This is a genomic window from Gimesia benthica (genome assembly GCF_009720525.1).
Classification (GTDB): Bacteria; Planctomycetota; Planctomycetia; order Planctomycetales; family Planctomycetaceae; genus Gimesia; species Gimesia benthica.
Window position 1 is genome coordinate 3,978,836 of the sequence record NZ_CP043930.1, and the last position, 20,086, is coordinate 3,998,921.

At 42.2% G+C, this 20,086-nt stretch carries 16 protein-coding genes; 3 read left to right on the forward strand and 13 right to left on the reverse strand.

Annotated features, from left to right (window positions below):
* Positions 1-10 precede the first annotated feature (10 nt).
* The 3 genes from F1728_RS15185 to F1728_RS15195 all read right to left on the reverse strand — a co-directional run bounded on the left by F1728_RS15185 (position 11) and on the right by F1728_RS15195 (position 3,100).
* Positions 11-418, reverse strand: a complete 408-nt coding sequence (locus F1728_RS15185; RefSeq protein ID WP_155364824.1) for a hypothetical protein — start codon at positions 416-418, stop codon at positions 11-13.
* A gap of 414 nt (positions 419-832) precedes the next feature.
* Positions 833-1,657: an HNH endonuclease signature motif containing protein gene (locus tag F1728_RS15190; protein WP_155364825.1), complete on the reverse strand. Its 825-nt coding sequence runs from the start codon at positions 1,655-1,657 to the stop codon at positions 833-835.
* Between the two features lie 18 nt (positions 1,658-1,675).
* Positions 1,676-3,100: an HNH endonuclease gene (locus F1728_RS15195; protein WP_155364826.1), complete on the reverse strand. Its 1,425-nt coding sequence runs from the start codon at positions 3,098-3,100 to the stop codon at positions 1,676-1,678.
* 404 nt (positions 3,101-3,504) lie between these two features.
* Here F1728_RS15195 and F1728_RS15200 point away from each other — a divergent pair, with 404 nt between their 5' ends.
* Positions 3,505-4,197 (forward strand): helix-turn-helix domain-containing protein, encoded by a 693-nt coding sequence (locus F1728_RS15200; RefSeq protein ID WP_155364827.1) that lies wholly within the window; start codon positions 3,505-3,507, stop codon positions 4,195-4,197.
* Positions 4,198-4,246: 49 nt separating this feature from the next.
* Positions 4,247-4,876, forward strand: a complete 630-nt coding sequence (locus F1728_RS15205) for a DsbA family oxidoreductase (RefSeq protein ID WP_155364828.1) — start codon at positions 4,247-4,249, stop codon at positions 4,874-4,876.
* Positions 4,877-4,988: 112 nt separating this feature from the next.
* Here the strand turns inward: F1728_RS15205 and F1728_RS15210 are convergent, their stop codons facing one another.
* From F1728_RS15210 to F1728_RS15255, 10 genes are all read right to left on the reverse strand, one after another.
* Positions 4,989-5,849, reverse strand: a complete 861-nt coding sequence (locus F1728_RS15210) for a hypothetical protein (protein ID WP_155364829.1) — start codon at positions 5,847-5,849, stop codon at positions 4,989-4,991.
* Positions 5,849-6,655: a hypothetical protein gene (locus F1728_RS15215; RefSeq protein WP_155364830.1), complete on the reverse strand. Its 807-nt coding sequence runs from the start codon at positions 6,653-6,655 to the stop codon at positions 5,849-5,851. Before F1728_RS15215 ends, F1728_RS15210 begins: the two co-directional genes overlap by 1 nt.
* A gap of 56 nt (positions 6,656-6,711) precedes the next feature.
* Positions 6,712-7,371, reverse strand: a complete 660-nt coding sequence (locus tag F1728_RS15220; RefSeq protein ID WP_155364831.1) for a hypothetical protein — start codon at positions 7,369-7,371, stop codon at positions 6,712-6,714.
* Positions 7,372-7,492: 121 nt separating this feature from the next.
* A complete protein-coding gene (locus tag F1728_RS15225; protein WP_155364832.1) occupies positions 7,493-8,701 on the reverse strand; it encodes a diadenylate cyclase in 1,209 nt (402 codons plus the stop codon).
* A gap of 64 nt (positions 8,702-8,765) precedes the next feature.
* On the reverse strand, positions 8,766-9,461 hold the full coding sequence (locus tag F1728_RS15230) for a M48 family metallopeptidase (RefSeq protein WP_155364833.1): 696 nt from the start codon (positions 9,459-9,461) through the stop codon (positions 8,766-8,768).
* On the reverse strand, positions 9,458-12,709 hold the full coding sequence (locus tag F1728_RS15235) for a type I restriction endonuclease subunit R (protein WP_155364834.1): 3,252 nt from the start codon (positions 12,707-12,709) through the stop codon (positions 9,458-9,460). Before F1728_RS15235 ends, F1728_RS15230 begins: the two co-directional genes overlap by 4 nt.
* Complete coding sequence (locus tag F1728_RS15240; RefSeq protein WP_155364835.1) at positions 12,702-13,946, reverse strand: DUF429 domain-containing protein; 1,245 nt, start codon at positions 13,944-13,946, stop codon at positions 12,702-12,704. Before F1728_RS15240 ends, F1728_RS15235 begins: the two co-directional genes overlap by 8 nt.
* 110 nt (positions 13,947-14,056) lie before the next feature.
* The gene (locus F1728_RS15245) at positions 14,057-14,935 is read right to left on the reverse strand and encodes a GIY-YIG nuclease family protein (protein WP_155364836.1); all 879 of its coding nucleotides are present in this window, start codon (positions 14,933-14,935) and stop codon (positions 14,057-14,059) included.
* Positions 14,928-16,250 carry a restriction endonuclease subunit S gene (locus F1728_RS15250; protein WP_155364837.1) on the reverse strand — a complete coding sequence of 441 codons (1,323 nt, stop codon included), beginning with the start codon at positions 16,248-16,250 and terminating at the stop codon, positions 14,928-14,930. The genes F1728_RS15245 and F1728_RS15250 overlap by 8 nt, the downstream gene beginning before the upstream one ends.
* Positions 16,243-18,810 carry an HsdM family class I SAM-dependent methyltransferase gene (locus tag F1728_RS15255; protein WP_155364838.1) on the reverse strand — a complete coding sequence of 856 codons (2,568 nt, stop codon included), beginning with the start codon at positions 18,808-18,810 and terminating at the stop codon, positions 16,243-16,245. The genes F1728_RS15250 and F1728_RS15255 overlap by 8 nt, the downstream gene beginning before the upstream one ends.
* A 165-nt stretch (positions 18,811-18,975) precedes the next feature.
* Here F1728_RS15255 and F1728_RS15260 point away from each other — a divergent pair, with 165 nt between their 5' ends.
* Positions 18,976-19,884, forward strand: coding sequence for a nuclease-related domain-containing protein (locus tag F1728_RS15260; protein WP_155364839.1), 909 nt, complete (start codon positions 18,976-18,978; stop codon positions 19,882-19,884).
* Positions 19,885-20,086 lie beyond the last annotated feature (202 nt).

Here is a 20,086-nt window from a genome sequence, read left to right on the forward strand (position 1 = left end):
AATTAGAAAGCTATGAGATAAATAACTTGTATAGTCCATAGAGAAGGAGAATTGGAATCGACATCCCTCCCACCATCATGCCCCATAGCATACCTTGCACAGAGTGAGCAGTAATAGTACTCACCAAAGAATCGCCATCACAGCAAGAGTCTTCATTGTACGAACCCCAGTCACACCAGAAGCACGTTGCATAAATAGCCACAACAATACCCACTGCTAATTCAATCGGCATTGCATCACTGACAATTTTATTACCAAAAATTATAGTGTGCCACATTTCGAAGATGACGTTCTTAATCCAACCCGCAAGACCGAAACCGATGAGAAACAGCATAAAAGTGCTCATCCAAATAGAGTCTTTGGGATCTTCGGCACTCATTTCAACAACATTGTTTTCTTCTGGTTGATTTATGGCCATTTTTCTCTAATCTAATTAGCAAAAAACAACTTGAATGCACCAACTATAACACCAATACCTAATGTCCAAGTCAATAAACATCCTGCCAAAGTAAAGCTCATTAAAAACAGACCGTTTGCGATTGTGCAAAACCTACCTTTTGGCGTTCGAACCCAACGAATCTTCTTGGCCATTACGAAATCCCCGCTTTCATTCCACTAAGTCACGATGTGACTAAAATAAATTCATCTCAATCAATGGTATTGCTACTTAGATTTTTTTTACTATGCCTACAAGTATAAAAAATAGGAAACGTTTTCGTTCTACCTCATAGAATCCCGATGGGTTAATGTATTCTAATTGACGAAGAATCAAACTACCAAACCGCCGTCCATCATCTTCCACATTAGAACTGTTCGGGGAAAGAATTATTTATCACTTGTGTTCCCAAGGCTTTCCTTCGAAAAAACTCCTTTCAGAACTCTGGCATTTATGAATACGTGGTTTTCGTTTTGTGAAAACCATATCCCGCAAATCAAAGAATTCATCTTCTGTTTGGGGAGCGAAGATAACATCTGGATCATCAAACTGATTATCAAAAGAATTGCAAGCAGAGCAGGCGAGTACCATATTTGAATAATCTTCCAGCCACTCCACAGGGATTCCAAGCCGTTTTCCAACAGTAGTTGGAATTACATGATCGACTTGGAGTAAAAGCCAATGTTCATAGGAATCGAATAAATCCATCCCACAATAGGCACATGAAGACAGCCCCGTAAGACGCCGAAGAGTCAACCCGTAACCACGTCTTGAATTGTCGCCAGATCGTTTCCCCAAAAAACGACGCCCTTGATCGGGGTATTTTAAGAATGGGAGTTCAACTTCACTTTGTGGTTCAGTTAGAGAAACTACCACTGGATGTTCAGAGATCTTTTCAGATTGATTTGAAGTATCTGGTTTGCAATGCCCACATGAAGCTAACTCTCCATCGACTGTGCCTGTCGCCCACTCATTGAGTTCATTTACATCGTTTGAGCATACCTTTAGATAGCTCTTGGTTGTCCAGTTTGATCGTTTGGAAGAAGAAATATGACTACAGGACGAACGATGTAAAAAAAGATTATTGGGAGACGGTGGATTCTGGGCATTTACAACATATCCACTGGGATTCGCATTGATCCATCGCAGGTAGCTTTCATCGTCGTTGATTATGAAGATCATGAAATACCTCTCCCAGCCGATGACAGGTAATGTCAACATTATCTGTCTTGATAAAATTCAATCTTGTATCTGGAACTCATTCCAACGTCGTTCTAAGGCCTGTTGGTTTGGTTCTATTATTTCTGCTTGGGGGGCAAGAAGAGTTTTCCCATTGAGATTCCCATATTCGGTGTTAGAAATTGACGCTGAGATATGTACTGTCAAAGAATCGGGTTCGATTCCAACGAGATTACGATCAAATAACTTATGAATGTCGGCACGAAGCAAAAGTCCGTTTGATGGATCATTTGAGCCAGTATTACAATAGGGGTCAATGTGGGCGGCTTCTAGAGCTTCTATTGCATTGCATCCAGTTATTGCACACTTTCCTTCATACATCTGAATAAGCTCATCTCTGAATACTCCCTGCCCAAGTCTCTGCGTGACTACCCGCAATACTCGTTCAAGCTCAATTTGAGATTCAGGTAAAACTACACTAGAACTGTATTCGCTTCCCCCCTTGGCAGCCTTCTGAATTTCCTGATACTGGTCTTCTGTTACTTTCTTGGTCCAGCTCAATCCCTTGATTGAAAGGTCTGAAAGTCGAACTGGATTGTTATACAGAGTAGATTTCTCAACTAAATATGTTTTTTGGGCTTTAGGATACGCTATTAAATCCTCGTCATTTGGTTTTTCCTGACCAACAATTTCGAACTGACCGTAAGCAAGACCGTCTCTGGAGAGAATAATAATGTCTGCATTTTTTGTATCTGTATGTCGATAACGACCATTCTCTTTTGAAAATACTTCACCCTTCAGATAGTTCTTGAAATCCTCAGTCGTTTCAAAACCATGTTCGGATTTATCAGCATTCGGAAATATTCGAATTTCTCTTTCTTGTGGCTTCCTATTCTTGTCATCTGCTGTTTTTAGCTCCTTGACAATCTTGTCGAAGGACTCTTTATCGATCTGGAAGAAAGCCTTCTGGATTTCATAAGCAGGAACTGAAAGGCTACTCAGCCACGGAATGCCATTAGCCTGATAATACTGCCATTCTTCGACATCAATCCGTTGTGCATATCGCATATCTCCCTGAGCTTCAGGTCGCCGCCATTCGTCGTCATAGTCTTCGTAGAAGACAGGAGCGTCTGTATAATGAATAATGCCTGAATCGAATTCATGTGAGCTTCTCGCAGTTAGATAATCTGCGACTGTAGAGACATGTGCATCGGATGTAGCAGGTTTTCTTGGCTTACAGATCCTGCCAAAAGCAAAAAAACCGTTGGGGGTATGTTTCTTCGGAAGATAAGCCACGAACCAGTCGCCCTCATTGATTTCAGGTAATCTTTTCCAGTTTGAAGTAGTGGCTGCCTTCTGTCTCCCACCTTGAAATTCGTTTCCTGACTCGTCTTTATATTGATACTGCATCATCCATAGATTGTGCTCAATGCCGTAAATCATGCATTCTTTGGAATCGAAATTGACACACCAGTATTGAGTCATAGTTGCCACTCTATAATTAAAAAACTTGATCAGGAAGCTACTTTCGCCCTTAACTGATACCGCTTAGATCTTAGACGATGGAATAAACGCAAAGAATTGAATTACTGATCAATTCTTCCATGTGTCAGTGTCCATTTTTACCCGAAGGTTATTGCAGTCTGTAAAGAGAATTTGCTCCAGCCATGATTACGTCAGTTTTTGCTTGGATATGGGCTGTTGGTCTCTGGTTGCAAATAATCTCATAATTAAAGCTATATTTAATCCCCAAAGTATCAAGGGGTAGAGATTTGTTCAATGGTTTGAATTCCGTTGATTGAAGGGGAATTGAAATGGATTTTCCCCAGTGGCACTCACCTTGCTTAAATGGATAGATACGAACTATTTCATCTAACAAGGAGACTGTTATGCCCAATGAACTCAAAAGTGCTTTCCGTTGCCTGCTAAAATTTGTAGTACATGAAGTTGTCAGTGAATTGCAAAATATAGAATGCCCAACAGATCATAAGAATTCAGACCAAGTCTTGGAGACAGATGACCGCTTATTGTTGCGTTCGAGTGAAATGGCAGAACGTCTATCAATTTCAGAGAGGCATCTTCACAGGATGACAGTGGAAAGGGGACTCCCCTGTATTCGGATCGGTCAGTCAGTCCGCTTCAGAGTCGAGGCTGTTAATGAGTGGTTGCTAGAAGCCGAATCAACTGAGGGGTCAAAACAGCAGGTATCCGTAAAAAAGAAAAACATAAAAACCAAGCAACCAAAGATCCCCCAAAAGTCACAACAAAAGAAAGTGAAAAAACAGACGGCTACAAAACCCAAAATACCAGCGAAAGTATCTAAACAGAAGAAAGTGCCAATGAAGAAGAGTGGTTCCCAAAGAACCAACCCCGAACCAGAACAGGAGCGAACAAATCCATTCAGGTTACTGTTGAAAGAGATCGGTGTTGATCGGGATGAATTTGGACCACTTACAAATGGAGAATTAATGCAGATTGCCGAAGTCGATCTACCGACATTTCATGGTTGGATGTATTTAGGGAAGGGGATGCCAGAAGAAGCATTGGAGAAGTTGCGGAAACATTTTTCAAAGACAATCTGAGCTGGATAAGATAATCAATTTGATTTGAATAGAAAATAAGTGAGATTAAATGGAAGTATCAGTCGCTGTGATCTCAGATGTAATCTGCCCTTGGTGCTATATCGGCAAGCGGCGACTTGAGAAAGCAATTGCTGCCTTGGGAGATAAACATGATGTTCAAGTTCGATGGCATCCGTTCCAGCTCAACCCCCAAATGCCGAAAGAGGGGATCAGCCGAAAGGAATATCGCTCCAGAAAGTTTGGTAGCTGGGAACGGTCAATGGAACTGGATGCTAAAGTGGTCGCTGTTGGTGAAGCTGAAGGAATTCAATTCGCCTTTGACAAAATTGGTCGAACACCAAACACTGTTGATGCCCACCGACTCATCTGTCTTGCCGATCAGCATGGCTGTCAGGATGCCGTCGTTGAGGCACTATTCCGAGCTTATTTCACTGAAGGCAGGGATATTGGTAAGCGTGAGGCACTGATTGATGTGGGTTCTGAAACAGGTTTGGATCGACAGGCTGCGGAATCCATGTTGGACAGTGATGAAGGACTGGATGTGATTTCAAATGCCAGAGAAATGTCGAATCAGTATGGAGTTGATGGAGTTCCTTTCTTTATCATCAACCAGAAATTGACTTTGGCTGGGGCACAGAATTCAGAGGTTTTTGTTGAGGTATTTCAGAATGCCCGATAACAACTCCAGACCGACATAACTGCTTTTCGTTTGCAGCAAGAATAAATGGAGAAGCCTGACAGCAGAGAAGATGCCGATCATTAGAATGAATATTTCCAATTACGCTAGGAAATCAAGTTCCATTATTCTTAATCGATCTTGAAACAAAATCTCCCTGCAATCTAGTCCCGATAGCTTCCCCCATCATGTTCCAGTAAAGCCGTTGAGGTGTTTTATTTGTTTTTATTGAAGTGCCTGAGACGAAATGGGCTTGATTGTAGCCTGTGTCGTAACGATCCTGATAAGCCTCATTATGCATCAATGGAACAATACTTCTCACGAATTTAACAATGTATTCAACGGACATACTTCTTTTAATTGAATAGTCTTTTCGATATTTTTTGATAGCCGTTCCTAAACAATTCACGATTATATCAGCGTCACTATCTCTTTCGGTACAGAGTCGATGATAAAGCCCTAATTGAGCACACAATTGACGGGGAATCGATTTGGGAAACCATTCTGGTTTCTCTTTCACTTTGGACACTTCAACTAAAAATTTTTTGCCAGTATCTCTGATATCTTGTCTAAGATATTTTCTATTACCCTTTAAATCTCCTAACAGGTATCCCAAGACACCAAAACAAGTCTGCACACCATAAATCAACCATAAATCACTTTCTGGATTGTGATCTTTTAATCTCCTGAAGAAATTTGGGGAGAATTTAAATTTGTCATTCGTTCTTTTTGCATTGTAAACATTAAATCTACAGCTACTTTCTGCTTCAAGTAACGTGGGTAGCTGCTGTGTTAGCACCTCTATTTCCAGATTCTGAATCAGCAACCAATTAAGGGTCGCCATAAGTGGTTTAGCAACAAGATTCGGAAATACTCCATGTCGCAAATCAAATGGATGTAACTGGCTATCAAGCCCTTCGCAGATCGTTCCTACTTTCATAGGTAGAGATTCAGCGACAAGATAAAGTGTTTTCATTAATCAAGTTCCCAGCTTACAGATAACGATCGATCTTGACTGTTGATAGCCACTTCACAAAACTCAATATCTGACAGTAAGTCTTTCTTAAATGGACGACTTGGATTGGGATGTAATATACTAAACACGTTTGGTGGCTCGACTCCAAGACCGCAAAGTAATAGACCTGAGATAGAACTACGGGCAAATCCTATTTCAGTAGTTTTCTCTGGTCTGAGAAATACAGCAGAATATAGGCTGGTACTTTGATAAACTTCTCCAGCATTTCCTCCTGTATTTTCATCCATTTGCCAAGCAATTCTACCCTCGCCTGTTAATAGCTCTTCTACATGATCCTTATTCATGCAAATTGAAGAAGCCCAAATATGAAACGTACCAATTGCAAGAATTGTTGGGTGATTCATACCACTACATTGTATTGCCTTCCCCTTGCAAGCTGACCATACCGAGTTATTGAGAGACGAATAGTTTCTTGCTCTCTGTTCAGGGATTAACGGAAGATTGGTTTCTTCAATCACTTTCTGTATGGAAATACATGTCACTTCAACATAAAAAACATGACCATCCTTAGAACATCTGAAATCTGGTTGTTTGCCTGATTCATTTAAATTTTCGTTAGGAGTAACGGTTACTCCCTGAAGCTGGAGTAACCGTCGGACTCTTGCTTCACACATTGCAGCTTCGTCATTATTTTTTGTAAATAATATATCCCAGTTTGCTAAATGTTGGGGATCAAATTGAGACAACCACTCTCGATGCTCACCAATTAATTTACGCCAATGTGGATTACTGAGGGGGAACTGCATTAAGACAAAGCCTCAAGGTGTTGATAAACCGTCGGAGATACCATGAAATTGTTAATTTACATAAACTCAACCGCTGTATGATCTATTTTAGCGACTTGCCAACGATGAGTTTCGTTATCTCCAACAGTCTTTACGGAAAACCATACAGAGTCAGCCTGCTTAAATATTTCAATATCATGAAGACCATAATCAACATCCAAAGTCACCCAACGTTTTGAAGGTAGCTCAATGTCTTGCACGTTAAATGGATAATCATCCGAGTAGATTACATCTGGACCGTGATGGAATTCTATCAATGGCGAATGCAGTAATTCATCATGTGGCAGATCGTTTCTAAGTCGTATCTTACATGAATATAGAACGTTCCCTTTTTTCCACCCATCAATAAAAATGACCGTATCAGATGGATCGTTGCCTCGATTTTTCCACATTTCCCAACCATCAACTGCAAATCTAATAGAATGGTCATCTGCGAGAATGGTAGGAAAATAATTCTGGTGCAATTCGGAAAAAGCAAACTGTTCTGCTACCAGTTTCCAATCCAAGAGAATTTCTTTGGAAAATTGAGATGGATCGCTGTCAATCAATTTGGCACATGTCTGACATAGCCAAATACCGTTTTGGGCTGAAGAACGGTATTCTTTACCGCAAAAAGCATCATATCGTGGACCGCCTACTGAAGCGGCAGTAATATGGGCTGCCACACCCACATTCAAGGATTTGTCCTCTGTTGAATGTGGTCCACTCGTCATCTTACGGCAAGATGGATTGGAGCAATGATATCCAACCCTCTTCGCAAGTACGTCTTTTATTCGCTGACTAAAGTTGTCACGCATTTTAAAGAAACTCTAATTTAGCATCGCATTTTTCATCACCATTATTACTTTCAAAATGAAGCGTTATTTCTCCATCAGAACTAACTTTTATTGGTCTCCCTCCCCAATGATAAGCTGATAGAGCAGCTGTAGATCTTGCACCACTCTGCCCGTTAGCATTCGGATGAGATTCTATAATGGCTCCAAAAGCGAGTATTTGACGATTATCAAAAATAACTGCTCCATCGATACTAGCGAGCTCAGTAAGCAATCGTTTATTTCCAAGTGCTTTTGTCGATTCTCCTATTCCAATGTCTCTAACACTGTCAGCAATAAATGAATTTCCTTGCTCTGATCCAGACGAAAGAATACATTCTTTGTTGACAATCTTTTCAATCACTTTCGATTCTGGATCATGTACCAATAATGCTCCATGTCGCTTGAAACTTAGATCAAAAGCAATTTCATAGAGAGTAGCTCCTGCATTATAGCTTTTAACACATTTTGTAATTGTATTCTTGAATGTGTTTTGGTCGTATATTGTCCATATACCTTTGCGTCTTGAAGCAATCATCCCCCAATAATTCATGAAAATCCAATCGCCAGACGATGTCAAATGCACAGAATACTCTTTGTGTTTTAGGACGCTGTGAAAAGGATTTAAGAATTCTGGTAAATACTTATAGGACTGAGAATTCTTTATTTCATCCCATCGAATCTCTTCATAACCAATAATTTTCATACATGGGTCTACTCGAAAGTACGTAAATGGTGAAGTACCAAGTTGGTCCAAGAGTTTTTGGTGTCTATCTAGGTCGATACGAATACCATTTTCATTCTGATCTACATCAATGATCATATTCAATGTCACACGCTGGTTTTCGTATGTCCTTCGTGATAACGCATGAAGATAGAATAATATATCATCCCATTTAACTTCAGAAGAATTATACCCCAGCCACTCAAGCACAAACTGTTCCTGAATAAACTCCCGAACAAGTAGATTTTTTGCATGTTTTGTCGATTTCACATAAGATGTAATCTTGCGATTCATTGATCCCAAGAGTTGATTCAAATTTGGTGTATTGTATATCAGATTATAAAAAGGGTATTCTTCCCCATCGATGCTTAAAGAAAATGAAAATGGACCACAGTCAGCTTGATACCAATTAGGAACAAGATTTATACAGTCGCTTGCTATGTTTCTGTATTTATGCTGATCAGAAGTCATTTATTTTAACTCACAATCCAGTAAACAAGAACAAATATAGTTATCGCTGACAGGAAACACCTCCTCACAAACTCATTCCAGCACCATTCACTCGCAGCCACTGTTTCCGCTCCAGATAATCTGGCAAAATCTTATCAACCTCATTCCAAAATGCTTCCGTATGATTGGCATGAATCAAGTGTGCTAGCTCATGAACCACGATGTAATCAATGATCGTGAGTGGTGCCATAATGCATTTCCAGTGGAAATTCAGCATGCCTTCTGTGGTGCAGGATGCCCAACGATGTTGGAGTTCCTGAACTTTGATGCCTTTGGGGGTGACTCCCATCTGGGAAGCGAAATATTCCACCCGCTCAATGATTTTCTGGAGCGACTTTTCACGATAGAACTCTTTGAATACTTCGTGAGTATCTTCCTGTCGATCTTCCAAGCCAGAACGCAAACAGAGATAACCCTGCTTGAGCATCAATGGCTGCAACTGATCTTCCACGATTTTCAATCGATAAGAACGCCCTAAATACAGGAAGCCTTCACCATTCACGAATTCCCGCTCGACTCGTGTGGCGTTCAGATCACACCACTCAGCTAGATTTTTGTAGATCCAGACCAGCTTGTTTTCAATCAGTGATTCGACTTCTGCATCAGACAACTTCTTCGGAGCAAGTACGGATACTTCACCATCCCGCTCAATATAAATACTGGCGGTTTTCCGATCACTGCGGGAAACTGAATATGAAACATCTTTGTATTGTTTTTTCATGACACAATATCCCGATGACGAACTTTTGCCAGTGATGTAATCTCCGTCACGATCTGATCAGTATTTTCTATAATCGGATCAATGCCCGTAAACAACATCAAATCAGAAAGCCTTCCTTTCAGTTTTTCGACTTCATATGCATTATTCCAAAAATTGATGATATTGATGGTTTGCTGGAACTCTTCTATCACATCACCAATGAGCTGTTTTAACTGCTGGTCATATTCTGCTGGTATTGTATTTTCAAATGCCAGTTGTGCGATCAAGTCATAGAAGGGGGCTTCTGTGGCACTGATCCCTTCGATATCGTCTTTCCGTCCCTTTTCTGCTTCGTCCCGAATAACTGACAGGTCAAAACAGAGTTGATCCCAATCATCCTTATGTTTTTGAATCAACGTCTCCAGCTTCTCACTGAGCTTGGTATAGAATGCGGGATCTTCCTCAAATCGAATTTTGCAGTGCTTACGAATGGCATGTTCCATTTCGCTGGCTTTTGCCTTGGGTGATGTGTTCTTTTCCAGCTCTTCGATGAAGTTAGAAGAAAACAGTTCGACTGGTTTGATCTTGGGATTGATACCAAGACTGATGAGATGTTCGTTGATCAGTTTTCGAACCTTTTCACCAGCTCCAGCAATATTAAGGGAATCATCTTTATAACGCTGTTTCACTTTAGCCAGCAAATAACCAAATCGTTTGACAGGGATCTTGTATTCATTTGCGGCAGAGTGGGGCAGCACGATATCCATACTTTGCAGGAACTTTTTCAGGTAGACTTCAAAGGTCGCCCTGAGCTTCACATCCTTCAGTTTTTCAATGGCCAATTCCAATATATCGAAATTCTTCTGGGTATCATTTATGGACTGCCTGACGAATGGCTCGATCTCATCAATGCCATTATCTGTAAACAGATGAATCAGCCGTTGGTAACGGCTTTCCAAAATAGGAATTTCTGTTGTGATGTTCTTCAGTGAGTTTTCAACATCATCTCGATCATCGCCAGAATAGATGGATAACGCTTCCTTGAGATGGTTTGCTAACCCCACGTAATCAACAATATAACCCCGATTCTTCCCCTTACGAACTCGATTCACTCGGGCAATCGTTTGGAGCAGATTATGTTCCTTGACTATTTTGTCGATGTACATGACCTGTTCGACTGGTGCGTCAAATCCTGTCAGCAGCATATCGCAGACAATCAGGAAACTGACTCCAGTAAGTTCTTTGGATGGATCGTCATAATTGAAATCCCGTTTGAAATTCTCAACAGCCTTGATTTCTCTGGAATATTTACGGGCATGAGTGATAACGGCTTTTTCATTAGTGCCATCTGAAGAAACGACCACTGCTGATTTCAGGAAAGCAATTTTATTGATCAACTCCTGATCTGGCTCAGTTTCTGCCTGACGCTTTTCCAGTTCCTCAGTAAGTGCCTTATCGATGTAGGTCTTGTAGTGAATTGCCGCCATCTTAGAATTACAGACAACCTGAGCTTTGAATCCATTAGGCAGGATGTTGTCGATATAGTGCTTGACCAAATCCTTGGAAATGGCCTCAATTCGCTTTTCTGCTTCAAAGATATCGCCAGTGGCACCATACTTCTTTTTGATGGCTAGTATTTCTTCATCAGTTCGATGTGCAAACAGATCTTCGAATTTTGTATCAAATTCATGCTTTTCATTCAGGGCAGTGTCAGCGGTTTTCCCTTCATATAGAATCTGGACGGTCGCACCATCATCCACGGCGTCCTGTAAACGGTATTTGTCGATATAGCCGCCAAACCGCTCCCACGTCTTCTTAGTATGCCGATCCGTGATCAAAGGTGTTCCCGTAAAAGCCAGCCGTGTGGCATTGGGAAGGGCAGAGAATAGATTGTCACCAATGTCGCCCCCCTGACTACGGTGGGCTTCATCGATCATACAGACAATACGGTCGGAATCATTCACCACTTCCATCGTGGCAAATTCTTGTACGGTCTCCTGTCCCCCTAATGCATCTTCCAGATAGCCAGCGAGTTCTTCTTTATGCTCCTGAAATTTATGGATCATCACCATGTTCAGATTCGAACTGGAAGTCGCTAGTTTCGTCTTTAAATCTTCGCTGCTTTTTATGACGGTGACCTTTTCACCAGTCAGGTTTGCTGTTTCGCTTAGCTGCTCTTCCAGACTGGTTCGGTCATTGATCATGCAGATTTTATAATCTTTCAGATCATCACAGGAGCGGATCTTTCGGATAGCGAACACCATCGTGAGAGATTTCCCTGAGCCTTGTGTGTGCCAGACAACCCCAGATCGTTCCATCGCCGTCGAGCCGTCCCGCATCCGTTCGATGATTTTCAGCATGGCTCTGTATTGCTGGTAGCGGCAGACGACTTTGATCAGTTTCTTTTCGGACACCATGAAAATGATGCAGTTGCGGATGACATCCAGCAGGATTTCTGGAGCCAACAATCCCTGAATCAATACTTCCTGCTGCCGTTCTTTTCCTAACGGGGGAGTGTAATCTCGATATTTTTTGGGATAGATGTCTTTCCAGTTATAAAAATAATCTTCTGAGGAAGTGATCGTTCCCAGTTTGGCTTCATCACCATCTGAGGCAATTAGCAGTTGATTGGTGTAGAACAGTCGTGGTTCGCCCTCTTTGAGACCTGCTTCATGTGTCTCTTCCCGCTGGTCACTGTAGCGATGAAGTTGCTTGATGGCTTCATGCATTGGATTGGCAGTAAAGGCATTGGCGTCCTTACATTCAATCACAACCAATGGCAGTCCGTTGACAAACAGAACGATATCAGGGCGAATATGTCCTTTCCCTTTACTGGGGGTATCAACACGGAACTGATTGATTGCCAGAAAGTGATTTCGTAGGGGATGGTCAAAATCGATCAATTTGACTTCAGGGTTTTGTTCTCCAGTCAGCTCGTTCTCATCGACCGTCGGCTTCCATTCACCATCCCTGAGTAAGAAATGGAGCAAATTCTGATTCTTCTCCAGCAGGTTATTTCCAGAAGGATTAAGCACTTCTTCATACAGGTCATCCAGTTGCTGATCCGTCAGCCATTCCAGTCCCTCACTGGTTGTGTTAAGGGCTTTGACGCTCTGTTTGAAGATCTCTCCTAATGTGACTTCCCGAAAACTGGTACGGTGGCTGAGTGTCGGATCAGTGGGGATCGAATTACCTTGATCGATTATCTGCCAGCCTAAAGCAACCAGTTGATCCAAAAATGGTTTTTCAACGTAGGAGTATTCAGACATTAATTGAATTCCTACTTTTAGACTTCACTTTAATTCTATTACAGTCTGGCATCCAGATTTGCCCACCATCTCCTTCGGAGCCAAATGGTTTCGTTAAACCACATCGATGAAGAGCGGCAACAAGTGCCGCAGCCGCAGCATCTACTGAATCATGATCTTTTAATAAATCACAGTTTAAATCAGGGATAAATTTCTGTAACAAATCAATTCTAGCCATTCTCCCTTCTGGCTTCGTTTTCTTAGGCGGAGTCCCTTTATTTCCGAGTAAATGCCAAAGAAATGTGAACACACCATGAGGATGTGTTTCAATTTTTTTAATTTTGGGGTATTCAGAAAATAAGATAATAGAACGAGCAATCCACCTACTGGCACCTTCGAATTTCATAACTGTATTTTGAGTAGTCCAAAATAATCCAACACCTTCTCTGAACAATCTTCTTTCACATTCACGAATCCCACTGCATGCATTTTTATCCCATCCTTTAGAAATATTTGAGAGTAATCGTGGGCCATTGGTGTCACAGGGGCCATCTATACATACAAGACTAGACTTAACCGATTTTACGTGGTCCCACAAATCATCATTCTTATGGTGATGAAACAGTGGATTCTCAGGAAGTGTGAATGTCCCATTAGAAATTCGAATAGAAAAACTGGGCATTTTCTTCTTGCCGATTGTCATTTTGGAAGCCCAACTCGCCGCTGTCGGATCTACACCTGTAACCACATCATTTATTTCTTTTGGTACAGAGAATCGAAGTTCAAGACTTTCATCAGATGAAGATGATGGAGTAATTGAATGATGAGGCTCATTTTTCTTGCTAGGATGCTCCAAGACTTTTTTCACAGTTGCTTGACCTTGAAGAAATGATTCTTGTGAGTCATAAGACAGTATTTCTGGATCTAGTGGGGATTCCTCATAGATTTCTATTGTCTCAAGTTGGCAAAACATACGGTTGGTGAGCATCCCATAAATAGGCAAGACATTAGAAGGAGTATTTTGCCGCTTAGGCTTATCAGCAACCGTAGCAGTACCATGAAGAATGAGCCTTCCAGTTTCTGACGTACAGAGACCCACTTTTTGTCCTTTAGTTGAACCTGACATTGGAGGAGTTTTATGATTATTTAATAAAAGAAATGCCTCTTTATCATCCTCTACCAATCCTGAAAGGAACGAAATTTCTTCACGTGGATCTGGATAGTCTTCATTCTCTGTAAATCGATAAATCCAATCCATTTTGGTTCCTTATCTAACATAACAATGTCAGTAAATTAGCTGTTCAGTTCTAGTGTTATATAGCGAGACCTTTTGTCCTGCTCACAAATCGGATTACCAGCACAGGAGTCTCACTCATCATCCGCCTCTTTGACAATGGATGCTTCTTGGATTTCTTTTAATGTCGTTCCCTCTTTTGTTTTCCATGCCGTGCGACCATTTGTAGGTCCTCCAGTGATCACGGCTCCTGCTTTGGAAGGGGCAGAGAAAACCTGATTCTGAGTAAAGACATAATGTTGTCCTTGGTAGACGACGATCCCCTGATCAATTAAATCCTTGCGAATGGAAAGATAATGCTGGTTCAAAGAGGGAGTCGCTTCTACCACCATTTGAGATCCCTGCATTACAACAAAACCTTTTGCATCTTCGTAGCCCTTTGCCGCCACTCCTTTTGCCTTGATATAAAGGAGATCTCTTGGTTTCACGCTGGTTTCTGTTTTTTCAAAAACGCTCAGTCCCAGTAGTGGGAAGACATTGAGAATATCAAGCAGGAAGCTTTCCACATCCGCAATTTCTGCTTCTGATAATGAAGGCGGGAGAGACGTTTGGGTATTATCTAATTTGCATTGCTTGGCATCTCCAGCCAGTTCCAATAATCGGGATTCCAAGTGCTTCACATGGGCTTTATTCAAGCTGCTGTCTTTTGTGACGAAAAACACAGCCCAGTCCCAAAAGTCTTTCTTACTATAGTGGCTGTCCAGTCGTGCTTTAACGGGATCACCTTCGCCAATGTAGACTGTGGGTAGGCTGCTCTCTTCCGATGCACCGACCAGAATGTAAACTCCTGTTTTTAGGAATTCATCTCGATTCGCTGCCTGTTTGTAATTCGTGCGTCGAAAGACAATGCCCACACCAGTCCAGTTCGACTTTTCCACAACACGTAAGCCGTCTGGATCACCATCCGGGACGAATATTTTAATCGAAAATGGGCGTTGGTGTTGTTCAAGCATTGGTTAATTCTTCCTCAACTTCATCTACTTTGACTCGGACTTTTCCTGTGAGCAGGTCTTGCATGAGACCAGATTTCAATGTTCGAAGCTTAGTAGCGTTAGCCTCTTCGAGCGAAAGTTGTTTTTGAAATACCTCAACTCTATGACCAATTTCTTTCTGCTCCTCCAATGATGGAAAAGCAATGGGAATCCTTCTTACATCACCCAGATTAATGCCTTGGACTGCAACCCCAAGAGTGTGAACTGCAATAAACCTCTGTGGCTCAGGCATCTCCAAATAGCCACGAATGAATCGTGCATCTCCGCATACGACTCCAATTCGAGCAGTATCTTGAGTAATATTTGCTCCATCGAGTGAAGCAGGGACAAATGCCATCCGACCAACCGTCCCACGAATCGTGAATAGTAAGTCTCCGGCAGTTGTCTTAGACCGTTTGTATTGACTGTCAATTTCCGGTGAAGTCAAAAGTAAATCATCCAACTGAACCTCGCCATTCTTGATATCCTTGACTTTTATGACAGGTATTCCCCCCTGATGGCCATAACCGGGCATAAGTATTCCATAAACAATCGGACGAGATTGAGAAATTGTGTCATTCAGTATCCCTGCCTCCCACTCCTTCGGAATCCATCCCAATGGCGATTCCTTATACAGATGGGGGACTTCTTCATATGAAGGGCGGAGTTTGCCGTCTTTGTCCACACCTCTTGTGAACAGATCATGCATCATCCCCTGTTTGATCGCTTTGTATTTTTCGATCAACGCCTCAGTTTTCTCAATCAGATTATCAACCGTCGTAAGAATACGGGCAATCTTTTTTTGTTGGGGAAGGGGAGGTAGTGATATCGTAAACTCACGCAGGTCTGCTTGGAAAAGATGGGGGACACCGAGTCCTGCCTTCTTTTCAGCGATAAGTTGCTGGAACTCATCACCATTAACTAAGTGATAGAGAAACTCTGGGTAAAGCCCTCCCTTTGTTCGCACGACCGCTGTGGAACCGTTGACCGTTGTTGGACGTGGCAAGCGGCGAACAAAGTTGCTAGTGCCGAGTGTCGAACCATCTTTAACGATCAGAACATCGTCCAGTCGAAGCTGAATTTCAGGGGATTCGTCGTATCGCCATTTTGAGATGTAGTTGACGTTAAAGAAGTCAATTTGATGCCCCTTAAGGTTGGGAGTTGCAAGAAAAATATAACCATCGTCAACATATTCATCTGCTGTCAATCCCTTCCAACCCAAACGAGCCTTGACTGTGGTGTAATCTCCAAGGCGTACCTTATCCCAGCATTTCGGTGAAACAGAGGATTCACTCATAACCCAACTCCACCAAGAACTGATTCAACTTTTCGGCTTCTTTATCACGTTGAGCTAAAATCTCCTTGGCTGTCACAGCATACTTATTGTGTAAATTCTCCACAGCAGCAATCAAAGATCGCTGGTAGACACGAATGTAGCTATCAAATTCTTCGTGCAGTAATCGATCAAAGCGTTCCAGAATCAACGTCTGAGCTTCTTCTTTGGAGATCTTTTCACGGGCGGCTTCAATCAGTTCATCTTTTTTCTTTTCCGACTGACGAATGTTGGCTTTCAGAGATTTGAGTTCTTTATCGAGAGCATTGTGTTGCTCCAGACGCTGGTCAATCTCTTCAATCTGCTGATTGAACTCCTGAACCTGAGCTTCATTGGACTTCACTTCATCTTTTTTCGTTTTGATCTCAGAGGCAGCAACTCCACTGCTTTCCATCCGTTTGAGATCCTGCTTGGCAGCTTTGATATTCTTCTTTAATTCCCGAACATCACCGCCCAGAGTTTTCTTTTGTTCTTTGAGCTTCTTAACCACTGATTTTGGTAGGATTCCATTTTCCGATTCGTCTGAATCGTCGCTTTCATTTTCTTCGTCATCGGCTGCATCTGCCGCCGCAAACAGTCCTACCAGTTCGGCAATACGGGCTTGATCTTCCTCAATCTGCGACAGAACTTCTGGGAACTGGGATTGCAGAATATCAGCTTCTGGAATCAGTTCTGGTCCCCAACCACTAGCGGCTACTGATTTAAAATCGGCTTCCAGACGGTTCATATAGTCCGCAAACGCTCCACGAATTTTATAAACGTCTAGAATTCCCTGAGACTTTAATGCCTTGCTGATGGTTTCCAGAAACTCCCGCCTGAGTTCAAAAACGTTACCTGTTTGAGGCAGGGCTTCGATCTGTGGTAGATGCTTTTTCCACCAGCGTTTGATTGCCTGATGAAATTTCTCATGTTTTGATTGAACGCAAGGGGCTTCTTCGATGATTGATTTAATCGAGTCTTTGGATTCCACAGCAGGGACAAAATCAAGATAGTCCTGATCCCGATCACAAAACAGTTGCTCTCTCAGCCCTTCATAGTTGTCAAAATAATGTGAGAGAGAGGCAACTTCAGTTTTAGGGATACCACCATTCAAGTGGGCACGCACATCATGTGGTTCTGGGGGAGGGCTGTTATCCACATAACGACGGATATTCAGATTGAACTCTTCTGATTCTAATTCTGAAACAGGGACATTGCGGGCATATTTATTGACATCCAGATTTCCACGGTAAACGTGAGTGATCTTTTCAATGTCTTCTGGACGGAGGGAGTTCTGATTTTTACCTTCCTTATATTCCCGATCTGCATTGATAAACAACACACTTTTACGTTTGGCAGCATCCTGTTTATTGATGACCAGCACACAGGCAGGAATTCCTGTTCCGTAAAACAGACCCGCAGGAAGACCAATGACAGCTTCCAGAATACCATCTTTGATAAAGCGTTTGCGACATGCTTTCTCTTCACCCCCACGAAACAAAACGCCGTGTGGCATGACCACCGCCATCCGACCATCAGATTTCAGACTGGCAACCATGTGTTGCACAAACATCAAATCCGCTTTTTTACCACTCTCAGGCATGAAGGTATGGAAACGTTCTTTGAACTTCATGTCAGTCTGAGAATAGTTTTGCGAAAAAGGGGGGTTAGCTATCACACGACTGTATCGTTTTAATTCTCCCCCATCACCAATATGCTGAGGGTCTTTGATGGTATCCCCCTGACGAATATCAGCAGAAATAATGCCATGCAGGATCATGTTCATCTTACAGATGGACCATGTACCGCCATTATCCTCCTGACCACTCAGAGCAAGGTCACGGGGATCACCGCCAGTTTCCCTTACATACTGATGAGCTTGGATTAGCATCCCACCAGATCCAACTGTGGGATCGTAAATTTCCATTCCCTGTTTTGGTTCAATGATCTGAACCATCAGACGGACAACCTCAGCAGGGGTGTAGAATTCGCCCCCTTTTTTACCAGCAGAGTCAGCAAAATATTTGATGAGGTATTCGTATGCCGCCCCCATCAGGTCAGGGAACTCAAAGTCATCATTAGAGAGGGGTAGTTGTTCAAAGTGCTGGATGAACTCAATCAGAGTACTGTCAGCCATCGTTTTCTGACCAACCTTGCGATTGAAGTTAATCCCTTTCAGCACATCTTGCAGCGTATTGGGATTGGCGTCTTCAATGGCATGCAGAGCTTTGTTCAAACCAGAGCCTACAGACTTTTTCAAGTGCTGGATTTTGTTCCAACGAGCTTCTGGGGGGACAAAGAAGCTCTTGTAAACAGCGGGATTATTAAGCTGCTTTTCAATCAGTTCAGGCTTTAATCCCTTCTTCTGGTATTCCGCTTCCATCTGGGCACGGTCATGTTCGAATTGATCCGACAACCGTTTAAGGAACAGCATCCCGAAAATGAACTCTTTATATTCGGAGGCATCCATTTTCCCCCGCAGAATATCACAGGCCGTAAACAGCATGTGCTCCAGCCGTGCTAAAGTCAGTTTTTGTTTGGACATAAGTGGTGGGTCTCTGGTTGATAATTCTTAAATAAATTGTGGCTACAATTTGTTTCCAGAGTACCATAGGATGGAGATTTGTTCAATAATTGGACCTGCGTCGATTTAGACGGTTTGAAAGGTCGTTTTTTGCACTTGGGTCTAGCAGGAAAGTAGTCAAAACGGATGTGGTCGAACTTATTTTCAGTCTTTATTCCCATACTCCTGATGTTTTGCGGCATGGGTGTGACAGTCGCCATTGCTTACATCTGGAAACGAAAACAAGATCTGAAACAACGACAATCACCGCTGACACAGGATTTGATGCGTCCCCCCGGATACTCACTCCGATTAAAAGTAAATGAGCAAAGTGATGAAGTCACCATTTTGTTTATTTTTATGTTGATAACTCCGCTCTTGCTTTATTCGCTTCATCTGAGTCAATCGTATTTCGGTCAGATTCCTGAATCACTTCCCCGCACGATAATCATGCTGGTCATCGGTCTGGGTACCATTACCTTACTGGGACGACGCTTGAGTAAAGTTTTAAATGAAAGGAAAAACAATTCGCTGGGTTTTCAGGGCGAGATGTTTACAGGTGAAGAGCTTAATCAATTGATGCTTTACGGCTGCCGTGTATTTCATGACATCCAAATTGATTATGGAAACATTGACCATGTTGTCGTCAGCCCCAGCGGAGTTTTTTCGATCAATACAAAGATGCGATCAAAGGCCAAAGAAGGAAAGGGTAAAGCAGAAGTAATCGTCGATCACCAGAATAATGTATTACGCTTTTCTGATCGTTCAGAAAAGATCGATGTCGATCAGTTAGAAACCGAAGGAAGGTGGCTGTCAAAATATTTGACTTCGTCAGTGGGCATGCAGATTCCTGTGCGACCAGTTCTTGCTCTTCCGGGCTGGTTTGTAAAACAAAATAATCGCCGAGGTTCATTTTCTGTCATCAATCCCAAAAACTCCAAATGGTTCTTTATGAATGATCAAGTCGAATTGACTTCTAAAGAAATCCTGCAAGTTGCTCATCAGCTGGGGCAGTTATGTCGTGATGTTGAACCAGTATTTCGTGATAAGAAATAATGAAGATGCCTCGTAATATCATCACCTGTCAGTAAGACATACAACCTGATTTAGTTCAGTGAGTCTCATATGTCAAAGAAGAAATCCACAGCAAGCATAAATACCAATGGCAATCCAAAATACCAACCGATGCCAGATCCCTCACCTAAAGAATTCTAGCTACTTAAATTAGATATAGCAGAGAATGGTTTGCAATAGTCTG